We start from the raw sequence: 14,271 nt of genomic DNA on the forward strand, positions 1-14,271 counted from the left end.
GGGCTTGGCGCCGGCCTCGCCCTCGGCCGCCCCGGCGTCCGACTCGGAGCCGGAGCCGTCGGCCTTGGCGCCGGACCCGCCCTCGGCGACACCGCCGCCCGCCCCGGAGCCGGAGCCGTCGGCCTTCGAGCCATCGGTCTCCGTCGAGGGGCCGCCGGCCTCGGGCTGGCCGGGCTTCTTGTTGCCCTCGGCGGGGCCGTCCGTCGCGGCCTTGTCGCCCTCGGCGGCCGCGCCGCCCGTGGCGCCCTCGGAAGGCGTCACGGAATCAGAGGCGGCCGCGTCAGACGAGGCGGCGTCCTCAACAACAGCCTTGGAATCATCCTGCTGAGCCCGGGCATACTCGGCAGCCTTAGCGCCAATGCCATCAAGGGCGGCCTCGGCAGAAGAGGTATCCGTGGTGGTGGGCTGAGCAGGCTGAGCCACCTGCTCGGCAAGCGCAGGAGTCGGCGCGCCCGCAAGGGCGATGCCAAGGCCGGCCGTTGCAACAAGAGCCGCAAGGGGACGCACGCCGTTCACGGCAGCACCCTTGAGCTCGGACTTCTCAGAGAATCGAGAGTTCATAAACCCTTCCCTCCGAACATCGCGCGCCAAACTTGAAGCGAATGGCATAGTCACACATGCTTCAGTATAGGCACGCGTGGATTAAAACCTTAAGTGGGTCTCGTGATTCATACATTTACCCTGAATATGCTGCTCAACAGCGAGCTCCCCCAAAGCCGGGGACTGGCTAATGCCGGGGTTCAGGTTCTAAACGCTATACTCAATGAGTTCTAGTATCGTCCACCGGAAAGTCGTTGCCTATGAGAGTGCTCGCCATCATCCCAGCCTTCAACGAGGAAGAGTGTCTCGCGAATACGGTTTCCTTGTTCAAGGCGGAGTGCCCGGACATCGACTACCTCGTCGTCAACGACGGATCGAGCGACCAGACGGCCGAGATTGTCGCAAGTCATCACCTGAACGGCGTCAACCTTCCCGTCAACACCGGCCTCACCTCGGCCTTTCGAACCGGTATGAAGTACGCCTACCGCCACGGCTATGACGCTGTCGTTCAGTTTGACGCAGACGGCCAGCATCTCCCCTCTTACATTCCCCTTATGGCGGATGCCCTGGAGACGCGGAGGGCAAGCATCGTCATCGCCTCGCGCTACCTCGACGGATCGGTCAAGCCGTCCGGGGCGCGCGGCGCGGGCTCTCGCCTCATCACGTGGCTCATCAAACTCACCACCGGCACCACCATCACCGACCCAACGAGCGGCATGCGCATGTACGACCGCGAGATGATCAGGCTCTTTGCCACGGGCTTTGACTGCGCCCCTGAGCCCGACATGGTTGCCCTCACCGCCCGCAAGTACGGCCCCGTCATCGAGATCCAGGCGAAGATGCAGGAGCGCCAAGGCGGCGAGAGCTATCTCAAGCTCGGCAACGTCATTCGCTACATGGGCCGCACGTGCCTGTCCATCATCATGCTGAGATTCCTGCGATAAGGAGCGTCCATGCCCATCTCACTTCGTGTTCTCCTTATTTCGGGCGCCCTCGTGGCCCTCATCGCGGTTGGTACGCGCGTCAAGAAGTCTAAGATCCTGATTGAGGACGCAACGTTTTGGGTTGTGGCCTCGTTCATTCTCGTGCTGCTGGCAATCTTCCCGGACTTCGTGATTAACCTGGCCTTTGGCCTTGGTTTCATGTCTCCCGCCAACTTCGTCTTCCTGGTCATCATCACGATGCTGCTTTGGAAGGTGTTCGCAAACTCCGGCGAGATCTCTCGCCTCAAGGCCAAGGTCAACGAGCTTGCCCAGGAGATTGCCCTTGAGCAGCTCGGGGACGACGAGGATAAGAGGTAGCCTTCCGCACCCAGCACGCACAAAGCGCCCGGCCACCTTCAAGGAGAGGTGGCCGGGCGCTTTAGCAATCAGCTACAGCTTGCCCATTAGGAAGAGAAGCCGCACCGCAAGCTCATCGGGAAGCCTCTGCCTCAAGCGAAGGGGCACGAACGCCTTGGCGAGTCGCCCGCCGTCGAGCATACGGTCCAGCAACCTGCGCTTCTCGGGGCTCAGCGCGTCCCCATATGCCTCCCTAAAGCGCGAGAGCTGGGCCGTGATCTTTGCCAGGTCGTTACCCTCGAGGAAAGCTATGACTCGATAGCGCAACAGCGACAGCTTGCCGGAGCCAGTGGGGCTCACGTTGGAGCCGGTGCGTCGATATTCGAGCGAGGAGAAGTCGTCATACACGATGTTGCCGAACGCCGAGGCGAGCAGGGCATTCCACCAGTCGTGACAGTAAATGCCCTTTGACCCGGTAGAGGCAATAAGGTCGGCAAGCGGGCGATTGATGACCGAGGTGTTGCCAGACGCCATGTTCTCATACAGCATCGTGGCAAAGTGCACGCCAACCTGATTGTGATGGGAGCGCTCCTGCGGCTTCATGTTTGCGTCGCAGAACGTGTACTCAGACCAATAGAGGGCTGGCACGGAGGCGTCGTAGGGCGCGAGCACCTTGAGGGCGCGGGAGAGCTTGTCTGCGTGCCAAACGTCATCCTGATCGCACAGTGCCACGTAGTCGACATCCTGCGGCACGGCAGCAATTGCCTCGCAGAAGGACCCAACCACTCCCAAATTCTTGCCCCTCAAGAGCGTGATGAGCCCGCGTTTCTCGTAAGCTTCCAGCACCTCAAGCGTATTGTCGCTCGAGCCATCGTCGCGAACATAGACAGACAAATTCGCATCGGATGCAACATCCTGGGCCAGAACGCTGTCCAGCTGCTCTTCCACGTGCGCCGCCCCGTTATACGTGGACATCACAACGGCGACGCTCCGCCTAGCCTGCGCTTTGCTCACAAAACTCTCCAGTCATAGCCCTGCCGCTCTTGGCGGCAGCGGGGGTCGGTGGGTTAGTATGGTTCCTAGCATACTCGCACGTTCGGAGGGTTTTGGCATGGCTCCCAGGCAAGAGGACATCAAGGTCAGCATCATCGTTCCCTGCTACAAGGTGGAGAAGTACCTCCCCAGATGCCTTGATTCCCTCGTGGGGCAAACGCTTGAGGGCGTCGAGGCCATCTGCATCAACGACGGTTCCCCAGACCACTGCATCGACATCCTCCGCGACTACGAGACGCGCTTTCCCGGCAAAATCGTTGTCATAGACAAGCCCAACGAGGGCGTCTGGAAGGGTCGCTGGGACGGCATCGCCAAGGCCAAGGGCGAGTACATCGGATTCCTAGACAGTGACGACTACGCCGAGCCCACGCTCGCAGAAGAGCTGTACCACGCGGCAAAGCGGGCCGACGCCGACGTCGCGGTGGGCGGCTTTGAGCGCATCGACCTCGAGAGCGGCAAGGTCCTCTCGCGCGAGCTCTGCAACCCGCACGAGGACTTCGTCATCGCCGACGAGCCCGGCAGACTCATCGAACTCAACACGGCACCCTGGAACAAGCTCTTCCGCGCGAGCGTCATGCGCAAGATGAAGGACCTGCCCGCGCCTCCCCCCGTCCTGGACGACATGCTCTTCCATGAGCTGTTCTATCTCGAGGCATGCGGCAAGGTAACCTTTGTCCCGAAGCCGTTCGTGAACTACATGGTGCGCAGCGGATCGATCATCAACACCATCAAGCCAGAGCAGGTCGAGGCAATCTACGGTGCTTTCCTGCATACCAAGGCCATCTATCAGGAAAAGCCCGCGTCACCGGAGCTCATGCAGGCTCTCGACGCCGCCGCCTTCCTCCACCTGGGCGTCTCCCTCACCTTCAGGCTCTCCAGCAACCCGAGCTGCAACCTTGGGGAGTCCATTGAGGCGTGCACGGCATTTCTGAACGAGCACTTCCCCACGTGGAAGAACTCGCCCTTTATCGACAGGAGCTACGCAAAGGCCCATGGCGGCGCCTTCACGAAGCTCCTGATAGCCCAACGGTTCTACAAGGCCCATCTCATGCGCCCGTTCCTGGCAACGTACCGCTTCGTGGTGGAGCGCTTGGGCGTAGACATCAAGTGGTAGCAGCTAGAAGACGGGCCTGCCCGTCTTCGACGCATAGATGAAGTAGTTCACATTGTATCCGTCGTTGTGCTCGTACGGCACAAGCCCGGAGTATGCCTGGTGCTTCTCGTGGCACCAGGCATACTCCTGGCAGGTATCGAACACAGGCGCAAGCTCGGGTGAGAGCTGCGTGACAAACCTGATACCGGAATACCAGTGCTGAAGCTCATCCAGCACCGTCGGGTCGAACTCATCGAGCGCGATCTCTATCGCACTGCCAATATACGAGCGGCCCGTGCTCAGGCGCGTAAGATCGGCAGCGATATGGTCTCCACCAGGACGAGCATTGAACTCGATGAGGTAGATACCATCGTTCCAGATCTTGACCTCGGTATGGCACGGTCCAGACTGAAGGCCAATTGCCCGCAGGGCCCGAGGAACGACATCCTCGATACGGGACCTCATCGCATCCGGTATGCGAGCCGGCTGGTCATGCCCAAGCTCGACGCAGTGCGGGGCGCCGGAGCTAATCTTCTCCGTAACCTGTACGACGCGGCTCTCCCCATGCCAGGAAAGCGTCTCGACGGAGTACTCGGAGCCCCCGACAAACTCCTCAACCAGATATGCGTGGGAGCGGCTCGGCTCACCTTCCGCATATGCGACGGCACGCCGAAGCTCGTCCTCGTTCCTGGCAACAGAGACACCGCGCTTGCCACCCTCCGAGGTGGGCTTCACCACGACCGGGTACGTGAAATCAAGCTGGTCGATATCCGCAAGGTTGGCGATGCGCCACCAGCGAGGCTGGCTCAGCCCCTCGACTCCCTCCACAAGCCGTCTGTTGCGAGACTTGTCAGTAATGCCGTTTGCAACCTCCACCGGATTACCTGGGAGGCCAAGGGCCTGGGCAACCTGGGCGCAGGGCGCAATCGTAAACTCGGAGGTAGCAACAACGCCACCCACACCAATCTCGCGACAAATGCAAGCAATCTCGTCAATATCCACCACGGACACGTCATGAAACACGTCGCATACGTCCGCCGCCATAGCTCCCTTGCGCCACGCGAACACATGCGACTCAACGCCCATCTTGCGAGCGCGCTCCGCATAGATGCAAGCCATCCTACCAGCGCCAATAATGGCGAGCTTCTTATTAGATATCATTGCCCCCGACCAAGATCAATGCCCGCCAAGTAGCCGGGCGCCTACAAATCGACCGCATTGCCCCGAAGCACACGCATCCCAAGGACCAGGTACCACTCTAAGGGAGCCACCAGGTACCGGGGCCATCCGGACTCTCCCAACAGCTCCTTGAGGCTACCCACAAGGGAAAAGGGTGCAACCTTGCCAACGCTCCACTTGAGCAGGAAGCGGTAATAGGTCTTCTTTGCCACCCTCACCACATCGGGCGTACCGTGCCTTTCCGCCCACTTGATGAGCGATGCGCCAAAGGCCACCTCGTTACGTGCATACGCCTCATCAAACTGAATCGTCGAGCACCAGTTGGTTTCGCCCGCCTTATTGAGGTGACGATACGCACTCCATTCGCTCTGGAAACAGCGCACCTTGCCAAGCGTCAGGAAGATAAAGGCATTGCGCCGGTCTCCGGCATATGCCTTGTACTCCTTCATCTCCTCGAACTCGCGATAGGCAGAGAGAAACTCTGGCCAGCGGCATACAAGCGTGCCATGGTGGCCCGGCATGCGCGAGTAGAAGAACTCCCGAGACGTGTACTCCTCGAAGGGACACTGGGGATACTTCTCGCCATTTGGCTTGCCGTCCTTCCCCACCACGACGCAGTTGGTATACGTAGCCGAGTAATCAGGATGCGCCTCGAGGAAGGAGACCTGCTCCTGGAGCTTGTGGTCATACGTCCAAAAGTCATCGCCCTCAAGCCCGGCAAAGTACTTGCCTTGAGCACGGGCATAGAGGTCCTGCCCATTGGGGACTGCCCCCATGTTGCGGGTGCGATACAAAAAGACGAAGTTCTCCGGAAGCTCGCCCTCGAGCCGCTCGAGCAGAGCCCTCGTACCATCTGGCGAGCAGTCCTCCCCAATCAGCACCTCGTAGCTGAACTCAGTCTCCTGGCTGGCGACACTTTTGAGGCACTGCTCAATGAAGCGCTCGTGGTTATAGACGGAGATGAGAATCGAGACAAGAGGCCTCTCGCCCTTTCCAAGGGCGCCCCCACGCCTTGGAAGCCGGCCCCTCTTGATAATGGTGTCGGCATCATCCCTCATTGGGTCGTTTTCCATCCCCGTCCCCTCGTTCTTCACCAACGCGAATCAAAAAACGCAGCTATTGTTTGTTGCAGAGCGACACTATCTCATCACAGATAACGTCTACCTCGTCATTTGTGAGATCGGCAAACATGGGCAGGCAGAGCACATGCGCGGCAACTCGCCTGGCAACCGGCGTGGCGGCACTGTCAAACTCGCCCGCATAGCACTCGTAGTCTGAGATGAGCGGGAAGAAGTACTTCCTCGAATAGATCTGGTGCTCACGCAGCTTGGCGAACACCTCGTCACGCGAGGTACCGCTCTCTTCCCAGAAGACCACGGGCATGTACGCATAGTTAGGCTTGATGCCGGCCTTGGGCCGGCACAGCTGAACGCCCTCGAGCGGTTCCAGGCGCTCCCAGTACCGCTCGGCAACCGCCTTGCGCCTTGCGATCTCCCCATCCAGGTGGCGAAGGTTGCACAGGCCCATAGCGGCGCAGAACTCGTTCATCTTGGCGTTGCCGCCTACGTACTCGACGCTCTCCAGACCGGTGATGCCAAAGTTCTTCCACTGGTTGAGCTTCTCCTTGAGCGCCTCGTCATGGAAGCAGACGGCACCGCCTTCGATGGTGTTGAACACCTTGGTGGCATGGAAGGAGAACATGGCGGCGTCTCCGAATGAGGCCGCGGAGACACCGCCCCTCTCAACGCCAAACGCATGGGCAGCGTCGTAGATGACCTTGACGCCATGGCGCTTGGCAATAGCCTCGAAGGCATCCACATCGCACAGGTTGCCATAGACATGCACGGGCACGATGGCGCAGGTATCCTCGTCGATGAGGCGCTCGACGCTCTCCGGGTCAAGCGTATAGTCATCGGGCTTGATGTCCGCAAAGACGGGCGTGAGACCCTTGCGCACGATGGCGTGCGTGGTAGAGGCAAAGCTGAACGGTGTCGTGATGACCTTCCCATGCAGGTCCATGGCCTCGAGGGCGCACTCGAGAGCCGAGTGGCCGTTCGTGAACAGGGCGATGTGGCCCTCGCTGGGAAGATGCAGGTAGGAGGCAAGAGCCTTCTCGAACTCCTGGTGCTTCTCGCCCATGTTCGTGAGCCAATGAGACTCCCAAAGCGGCGCAATCTCGGCCACGTACTCCTCCAGGGAGGGCATGGAGGAACGGGTAACGAGAATTCTGTCTTTGGCCATCAAAAGCTCCAACCACCTTTGGGCACAAGCCCCCTACATATGCCCTTTCATCCTAATCTCTTGCAGTGTATCCCACAGGTACGAAAACGCCTCCACCTTGAGAAGCACTGAAAGACCGAGATACACGGCGGCCATGACAACCGCTTGCAGGGCGATGGCTGCCAAAGGAGGAAGTGCCAACACCTGGACGGGCCACGCCGCAGCCGCCGAAACTGCAGACAGCAGGAAGGCCGGTGCGATGTCGCGCACCTGGGCGCCATAGGAGTACCCAATGACCCGCTTGTTGGGAAACGCGTTGATGAACGTGCAAATGAGGCCCGTAAGCATGTAGCCGGCCACGATGGCGTGAAGATTGCGCGTCAGCAGCGCGGCAAGGCCCAATATGACGAGGCCGACGATGTTCTTTATGACCTCTAGCTTAAGGAACAGGTCGCTTCTACCCACGCCGTTGAGCGTCTGCAGGTTCGTCGTATGAATGGGCAGGAGCGCATAGATGAAGCAGTACGCCCTCAGGAAGTCCACGCAAGGAAGCCACTTCTCGCCAAGCACCAGGACGACAATAGGGTCCGCCGCAACCGCAAAGAGCGTCATGGCTGGCACCACGAGATAGGTGCTCGTCTTGAGACCGCGCCGGGCAAGGCTCCGAACCCTCTCGGCATCTTCCTGCACGCGAGATACGGCAGACAGCATCACGGGCTGGATGGCCCCATCGAGCACGACGCCAAGCGCCTGAGGATACTTCTTTCCCTGGGAGACAAAACCGAGGTCTGCCTTGGTAAAGACCTTACCAATAATGAGGTCGCACAGGCTCTGGTAGCCCTGATCAAGCAAGCCGGAGGCCAGGAGCTTCCAACCAAACCCCAGGTGCTGCCGGGCAAGGCTCGCATCAAAGACCGCCGCGGGCTTCCACGAGACCTGGGCCGCGAGCACAATGCACTTCGTCACCTGCTGCACCAGCTGCTGGATGACGAGCGCCCAGATGCCGGCACCCATAAGGGCGGAAACGACACCGACGGCGCCAGAGACCACCATTGCGGCAAGCGTGGAGTTAAAGGTCTTATGAAACTCGAGGCCCCGGGCAACGATAGCCTCCTGCACGGCGTTGTAGGCATTCACAACAAGAACGAGACACAGGGCACGAAGCGGCCAGACAACGGCAGGCATGCCATAGAACCCCGCCACGAACGGAGCCGCCGCAAACACGGCTGCGTACAAAACGAGAGACATGCCCACGCTCATCCAGAAGACCGTGGAGTAGTCGCGCTCGCCTGCCTCCGCCGCCTGAATGATGGAGGTGTTGAGGCCCGACTGAACGATCACGTTGCCAATGTTCACGAAGACAAGCATGATCGCCAGCTCGCCAAACTCCTCCGGCGTGAGGAGGCGGGCGAGAACGATCTGAACGATGAGCGTGATGGCGGCAGCGCCGCCCTGCTCAAACAGCTTCCAGAACAGCGAGCTGATCGCCGATGACTTGAGGGAGCGCCCCGCCACTACTCGCCCACCGCCATGACGTACTCCTCGTACTTGCGGGCAATGTATTGAGGCTCATACGCACCAAGCTCATCAATCGGCTCGTCCTTGAAGGCACGGAGGTGGTTGCCCACGCAGTCGTACGCGGCAATGCAGGTGAACTCAAGGCCGCCAGAGAAGCGCGGGTTGCACTCCAGGAAGTGATAGCCGCCCTCAGCGTCCCGAATGAACTCGAAGTTCACGCAGCCCACGATGCCAAGCTCCTCGGCCAGTTTGCCGCACATACCAGAAAGCTCAGGGTCACGAAAGACGCGGACAGACGTGCCCGCGCCGTTGAGCGTGCGGAGGAGCTCCTCGCGAGGAACGGCAACCACACGCGGGCCCTTCGGCGACCGCACAACGTCCACGGTAATCACGTTGCCCTCGACGAGGGGCTGCACGAGATAGCCTTCCTCCCCCTCAATCTCATCAAGCGCCGCGCGCCACTCCGCCTCCGTGCGGACACGATGAAGCCCCGAGCTGCTCCTGCCATCCAGGGGTTTGATCACAACGGGATGGCCGGGATACTCACTCCCAACCTCCCCGAGCGGGGCCGTGGGAATGCCGCGCACCCCAGAGTTTGACCCCTCAAGGAACCCAGTAGTGCGGGACTTGTCCCTGCAGATGTCAATCGTCTCCTTAGGCGAGACGCACACAACGGCATCCCCCGCCGGGCATGCTCCGCGGCGGGTATTAAAGAAATCGACCTCCACATCTGTAGATGGCATGATCCACCTCACGCCCTCGCGAGCACACACGTCATCGATAAACGCTGCGTAAGCCTCCTCATCGGTTGCGTAGGGGGCCCGATAGAACACATCGACGCTCTTGGAGTCCACAATCCACTCAGCCGGATAAATGTCACACCCAATCACACGGCATCCAAGCTCGTGAAGGCGCTTGATGGCGATGTCTGCGGAAAAGGATCCTATAGCCGTAATAAGAACGGTGTCCACGTTGTTCCAATCCCTCGCAAGGCAACCTCGGAGCGCCCTATATTGGGAGATTGGCGCCATGCACCGATTCGAGAGCGCACCCTGAAGGCGGTCATTTTGACCATAGTATGATAAGTCTCGTTTGTCATTTGCAGGGGTACGGAGGGAACCGCATGGTCAAGAACACCATGGAGCACATGCTCGCCGATGGCTTTGCGCGACGCATGGCCCAAGAGTATCTGGATCAGCTCACCTACGAGCTGTCCAGCGATTTGTTCAACCCGGAATACCGAGCCTGGGCCCACAGCCTTGGCTTCTTTGCCGAAAGCGCCTATGCCTACGGGCTCACCGAGGAGAATGCCAGCAAGTACCTCTCCGACTACGACTTCTACAAGCTCTGGCCGCTCAACGACTGGCAGCGCATCTGGATCAATGACAAGCTCACCCTTGGCTACATGCTTGCCGGCACGAAGCTGGAGCACTACCTGCCCGAGTATTACTACTACACCTCTGCAGACCGTCTCGTTCCGCTCTACTCGAGCGACCACAGAACCGGCCACGAGGCGCTGCTGGAATGCCTCAAGGCCAAGGGCATGTTTGCCTGCAAGCCCTGCAACGGCGCCCTTTCGGCAGGCTTCCACACACTCGCCCATGTGGATGGTTCATTCTCCATTGACCACGAGCCCACCGACGAGGCAGGGATCATCGAGTTTGTGGAGGGGCACCGAAACTACGTGTTCACCGAATTCCTGCACCCCAGCGCCGAGATGGCCGCGATTGACCCGCTCATCCACACGATGAGGGTCATCGTGACCAACCCGGACGGCGTGTCCCCCAAGCCCATCGCCACATATCTGCGCTTTGCGGTCGCAGACTCGGCGTCCAAGACGGGAGCAAACTACCAGTCTCCCACCTCGGCCGACATCTGCTCCTACAACGTCTACATCAACCCGGAGACCGGCGAGTACGGCAGGGGCAAGCTCGTGTACGCGAACAAGGTCGTCGACGCACCCTGTCACCCCGTCAGCGGCGTCAAGGCAGAGGGAACGGTCGCTTGCTGGCCCGATGTCCTCGCAATGATGCGAGACATCTCGCTGCAGCTGGGGCCTGTCGAGTATCTGGGCTTTGACGTGGGCATCACGCCCGACGGCCCCCGCATCATGGAGATCAACTCGCACTCGGGCTGCAAGTACATCCAGGTATTCGAGCCCATTTGGGAGAACCCCGTGGCGGCCCCATACTTCCGCGCCAAGCTTGATGCAATTGACGCGCTAACGGAAGAACAAAGGACGCGTCGCAACCGGATCGTTCACTAAGGTTCGCAAGCCAGGAACAAAAACAGGGGGCCGGCTGCCAGCGAATGGCAACCGGCCCCCTGTTTCTACGCAAAGAACCCGCGCACCGCCTCAACCACCGTCTCGCGGTCCTCGGGCGTGAGCCCGTAGTACATGGGCAGACGCACGAGCCGGTCGCTCTCGCGCGTGGTGTAGACGTCCTCGCCATTGAAGCGGCCGAACATCTCCCCCGCCGGCGAGCTGTGCAGCGGGATGTAGTGGAACACCGCCTGCACGCCACGCTCCTTGAGGTGCGCGATCAGCGCCGTGCGCTCCGCAAGGTCAGCCGTCTTGAGGTAGAACATGTGCGCGTTGTGCGTGCAGCCCTCCGGAATGGTGGGCAGCTCGATCTTTCCCGCGTCCGCCAAGGGCTTCAGGGCCTCGTAGTAGAAGTCCCAGCTGGCCAGACGGTCCTCATTAATCTTGTCGGCGCACTCGAGCTGCGCCCAGAGGTAGGCCGCATTGAGGTCGCTCTGCAGGTACGAGCTGCCGCAGTCCACCCACGTGTACTTGTCCACCTGGCCGAGCTTGAACTGGCGGCGGTTCGTGCCCTTCTCGCGGATAATCTCCGCGCGGTCGATATAGGCCGGGTCGTTGATGACGATGGCGCCGCCCTCACCCATCGAGTAGTTCTTGGTCTCGTGGAACGAGTAGCAGCCAAAGGTGCCGATGGTGCCCAGCGCGCGACCCTTGTAGGTGCTCATGACGGCCTGCGCGGCATCCTCCACCACGATGAGGTTGTGCTTGCGCGCAATGGCGATGATCGTGTCCATCTCACACGCCACACCGGCGTAGTGTACGGGAACGATGACACGCGTACGGTCCGTAATGGCTGCCTCGATCTTGGTCTCGTCCATGTTCATCGTGTCTGGGCGAATGTCGATGAAGACGAGCGTGGCGCCTACGGACTGGAAGGCCGTTGCCGTGGAGGAGAAGGTAAAGCTGGGCAGGATGACCTCGTCGCCCGGCTTGAGGTCGCAGAGCACGGCCGCCATCTCGAGGGCATCGGTGCCGCTCGTGGTGAGCAGCACCTTCTCGGCGTTGAAGCGCTCCTCCATCCAGGCGTGGCACTTGCGCGAGAAGGGGCCGTCTCCGCAGATCTTGCGGTTGACCTCGGCCGCCTCGCGCACGTAGTCCATCTCGGTGCCCACGTAGGGAGCCACATTAAAATCAATTCTTGCCATCAACCGCTCCATTCAGCGTCAATCAAATCTGCACCGCGCCCTGTTATCCAGCAATCATAAACTTCCACATGTTTATGCTGCCATCTTCCGAAGGGAACTTCATGATGCGCGCGCAGGTTACGTTTGAATCGTAATGCTCCTGCAAGAACGTTAGCACCCTTTGCGAGGTGCCCTCGTCCGATATGAGAAACGTATTGTCATTGGAAATAAGTGCTTGGTAGGGATTTGAGGCTCCAACCAACTCGCACTGGGCCTTCCTAAACGGCGAGCCAGAGCCCCAGCCGCCAAGCGGCATGACCCTAGGCGCCAGCTCCTTGGTGGGGAAATACCGGAAGCCATACTCAAGCTCGTACCTCGTGTGGACCGTCGTCTCCATCACGAACGTTGCCTGGGGAAACGCCTCAAAGTACTGTGACAGGGAACCATCAGAGACATACGTGTCTTGGTGAAGGGTCGCCTTAAATGCGGCAGCATCCATGTAGGGAGCAATGCGCCTTGCCTGGAGCGCCGAGGTGGCAACCAGCACAAGCGAGGCACAGCAGGCCAGCCCAACGCCCCATGCCCGGCGGGCACGGGAGACATGCGACGCCTTCATGTGCGCGGCCGCCCCGTCGCCGTCGACTTCCAGAGCGCCCGAGCCCCCCTCGGCAAGGGCGCCCTCCGCGCTTAGCGCCACGCACATAGCAAGCGCGCAGGCCCAAGCCGGGTCCTCAACACGCGGCAGCAACCTGCCAAGCGCAAGGAAGTATGTGCACTCGGCACCCGCGATGGCAAGCTCGAGAGCGGCAATGCCATACGTGCCTCTGCGCTTGTATCGAGCGGCAACCAAGGCGAAAACGATGAGCGCAAAGAACTTCCACTTGCCTAGGGAACCCCTCGTATACTGCCAGGCAGCGCGAAGGATGTCCTTTGGCCCCTGAATAGGCGGCTCTTGCAGCGTTGTTACGGACTCAACCACGGACTTGTTCAACACGTCAACATCGGCGTTGCCCCACTGGAGCAGCATGTAATAGTCGTTCTCCGAGATGCCCATGGAAGAAAGCTCCGAGGCAACCTCGTCATATGGAGGCATGGGGAAATCGGAGAGGACAGAGCGAACCGAGTCATAGGAGCGCCACTGCTGCCAGCCGTCGCGCTGCCAAACCAGCCTGTCATATCCGGTGAGACCAAGACAGCAGACAACGGAGAGCACCGCGGGGAGAATAATCGCGAGGAGTCTCTTGCTGCGGAGTGTAACGCCCTCCTCCCGCACAACTCCCCAAAGCCTCCAGCAGTACGCGGCGGCAATAAACGGCGTGAGCATGAGCAGCATCTTCGAGCGCCACATGAGGCCGAGGCAGCACAGCACGATGGCAACAGCGCGAGCAAACCAGCCGACACCCTTGCGTCCAACCTGGGCAACCAACATCAAGCCGCCGATAGCTGCGCAAAAGCCCGCCACATACGTAAAGTTGCTCTCCGCAATGCAATACGGAAGGATGTAGAGCATCAAAAAAGAAAGGAATACGGCAGCAGAGGTCTTTCGGACATAAGAAACCGCGGAGTAGAGCGCTGCCGAGAGCGCCAACCACACCGAGGCATACTCGGCCACAAAGAACCAGCTGAATCTAGGGATTGCCATGTTAAGACCGTGGATAAGCTGGCTGAGCAGAGCGTTGATGTACAGGGACAAGCCCGTGCCAGGCAGACGGTTGCTGAGGTAGAAGGCAATGGACCAGTCATCATCCGTGTTGCCAATGTGGACGCACAGCATCAGAAAGCCACACACTGCCGCGGCAATCAAGCAGCTTCCCAGTGCCCGTACCCACTTTGGAATCTCAGCAGATCTATGCATTCCGTCACCCCACGCTCAAAAGTCATAGCTCATCACTTTGCTGAAGAAAATCCTAACTCAGCAAAGGGCCAGGAGGCCATCAGGCA

12 protein-coding genes and 1 pseudogene are annotated in these 14,271 nt (G+C 60.1%); 4 read left to right on the top strand and 9 right to left on the bottom strand.

What is annotated here, in order from left to right; all coding sequences use genetic code 11:
- Positions 1–561: pseudogene (locus tag EFAMC2_RS01570) on the bottom strand (hypothetical protein); the annotation flags it as partial.
- A 239-nt stretch (positions 562–800) separates the two neighbouring features.
- Here EFAMC2_RS01570 and EFAMC2_RS01575 point away from each other — a divergent pair.
- Complete coding sequence (locus EFAMC2_RS01575) at positions 801–1,484, top strand: glycosyltransferase family 2 protein (RefSeq protein ID WP_154026346.1); 684 nt, start codon at positions 801–803, stop codon at positions 1,482–1,484.
- Between the two features lie 9 nt (positions 1,485–1,493).
- Positions 1,494–1,841: a DUF2304 domain-containing protein gene (locus EFAMC2_RS01580; protein WP_154026348.1), complete on the top strand. Its 348-nt coding sequence runs from the start codon at positions 1,494–1,496 to the stop codon at positions 1,839–1,841.
- 72 nt (positions 1,842–1,913) lie between these two features.
- On the opposite strand, the gene EFAMC2_RS01585 is transcribed toward EFAMC2_RS01580, so the two are convergent.
- Positions 1,914–2,795, bottom strand: coding sequence for a glycosyltransferase (locus EFAMC2_RS01585; protein ID WP_154026350.1), 882 nt, complete (start codon positions 2,793–2,795; stop codon positions 1,914–1,916).
- Between the two features lie 136 nt (positions 2,796–2,931).
- On the opposite strand from EFAMC2_RS01585, the gene EFAMC2_RS01590 reads away from it, so the two are divergent.
- The gene (locus EFAMC2_RS01590) at positions 2,932–3,987 is read left to right on the top strand and encodes a glycosyltransferase family 2 protein (RefSeq protein WP_187325077.1); all 1,056 of its coding nucleotides are present in this window, start codon (positions 2,932–2,934) and stop codon (positions 3,985–3,987) included.
- Positions 3,988–3,990: 3 nt separating this feature from the next.
- On the opposite strand, the gene EFAMC2_RS01595 is transcribed toward EFAMC2_RS01590, so the two are convergent.
- From EFAMC2_RS01595 to EFAMC2_RS01615, 5 genes are all read right to left on the bottom strand, one after another.
- Positions 3,991–5,085, bottom strand: coding sequence for an acetyl-CoA carboxylase biotin carboxylase subunit family protein (locus tag EFAMC2_RS01595; RefSeq protein ID WP_187325078.1), 1,095 nt, complete (start codon positions 5,083–5,085; stop codon positions 3,991–3,993).
- An 83-nt stretch (positions 5,086–5,168) separates the two neighbouring features.
- Entirely contained in the window at positions 5,169–6,218 is a 1,050-nt protein-coding gene (locus EFAMC2_RS01600) for a glycosyltransferase family 2 protein (protein ID WP_154026356.1), read from the bottom strand.
- Positions 6,219–6,261: 43 nt separating this feature from the next.
- Positions 6,262–7,386, bottom strand: a complete 1,125-nt coding sequence (locus EFAMC2_RS01605) for a DegT/DnrJ/EryC1/StrS family aminotransferase (RefSeq protein ID WP_154026358.1) — start codon at positions 7,384–7,386, stop codon at positions 6,262–6,264.
- A 33-nt stretch (positions 7,387–7,419) separates the two neighbouring features.
- Positions 7,420–8,880, bottom strand: a complete 1,461-nt coding sequence (locus tag EFAMC2_RS01610) for a lipopolysaccharide biosynthesis protein (RefSeq protein WP_187325080.1) — start codon at positions 8,878–8,880, stop codon at positions 7,420–7,422.
- Positions 8,880–9,854 carry an ATP-grasp domain-containing protein gene (locus EFAMC2_RS01615; protein ID WP_154026363.1) on the bottom strand — a complete coding sequence of 325 codons (975 nt, stop codon included), beginning with the start codon at positions 9,852–9,854 and terminating at the stop codon, positions 8,880–8,882. Before EFAMC2_RS01615 ends, EFAMC2_RS01610 begins: the two co-directional genes overlap by 1 nt.
- A gap of 152 nt (positions 9,855–10,006) precedes the next feature.
- Here EFAMC2_RS01615 and EFAMC2_RS01620 point away from each other — a divergent pair, with 152 nt between their 5' ends.
- Positions 10,007–11,149, top strand: coding sequence for a sugar-transfer associated ATP-grasp domain-containing protein (locus tag EFAMC2_RS01620; RefSeq protein ID WP_187325081.1), 1,143 nt, complete (start codon positions 10,007–10,009; stop codon positions 11,147–11,149).
- A gap of 65 nt (positions 11,150–11,214) precedes the next feature.
- Here the strand turns inward: EFAMC2_RS01620 and rffA are convergent, their stop codons facing one another.
- Both rffA and EFAMC2_RS01630 read right to left on the bottom strand, forming a co-directional pair.
- Positions 11,215–12,351 (bottom strand): dTDP-4-amino-4,6-dideoxygalactose transaminase, encoded by a 1,137-nt coding sequence (rffA, locus tag EFAMC2_RS01625; protein WP_222838501.1) that lies wholly within the window; start codon positions 12,349–12,351, stop codon positions 11,215–11,217.
- A gap of 43 nt (positions 12,352–12,394) precedes the next feature.
- Positions 12,395–14,134, bottom strand: coding sequence for a hypothetical protein (locus EFAMC2_RS01630; protein ID WP_154026369.1), 1,740 nt, complete (start codon positions 14,132–14,134; stop codon positions 12,395–12,397).
- Between the last annotated feature and the right edge of the window lie 137 nt (positions 14,135–14,271).

This window comes from Olsenella uli (genome assembly GCF_901212655.1).
GTDB lineage: Bacteria > Actinomycetota > Coriobacteriia > Coriobacteriales > Atopobiaceae > Parolsenella > Parolsenella uli_A.

What these genes read in the sequence shown, in the direction of transcription:
- EFAMC2_RS01590 (WP_187325077.1), top strand. Translation starts at nt 2,932, where the DNA reads ATGGCTCCCAGGCAAGAGGACATCAAGGTCAGCATCATCGTTCCCTGC.
- rffA (WP_222838501.1), bottom strand. Translation starts at nt 12,351, where the DNA reads ATGGCAAGAATTGATTTTAATGTGGCTCCCTACGTGGGCACCGAGATG.
- EFAMC2_RS01620 (WP_187325081.1), top strand. Translation starts at nt 10,007, where the DNA reads ATGGTCAAGAACACCATGGAGCACATGCTCGCCGATGGCTTTGCGCGA.
- EFAMC2_RS01595 (WP_187325078.1), bottom strand. Translation starts at nt 5,085, where the DNA reads ATGGCTTGCATCTATGCGGAGCGCGCTCGCAAGATGGGCGTTGAGTCG.
- EFAMC2_RS01585 (WP_154026350.1), bottom strand. Translation starts at nt 2,795, where the DNA reads ATGTCCACGTATAACGGGGCGGCGCACGTGGAAGAGCAGCTGGACAGC.
- EFAMC2_RS01605 (WP_154026358.1), bottom strand. Translation starts at nt 7,386, where the DNA reads ATGGCCAAAGACAGAATTCTCGTTACCCGTTCCTCCATGCCCTCCCTG.
- EFAMC2_RS01600 (WP_154026356.1), bottom strand. Translation starts at nt 6,218, where the DNA reads ATGGAAAACGACCCAATGAGGGATGATGCCGACACCATTATCAAGAGG.
- EFAMC2_RS01575 (WP_154026346.1), top strand. Translation starts at nt 801, where the DNA reads ATGAGAGTGCTCGCCATCATCCCAGCCTTCAACGAGGAAGAGTGTCTC.
- EFAMC2_RS01580 (WP_154026348.1), top strand. Translation starts at nt 1,494, where the DNA reads ATGCCCATCTCACTTCGTGTTCTCCTTATTTCGGGCGCCCTCGTGGCC.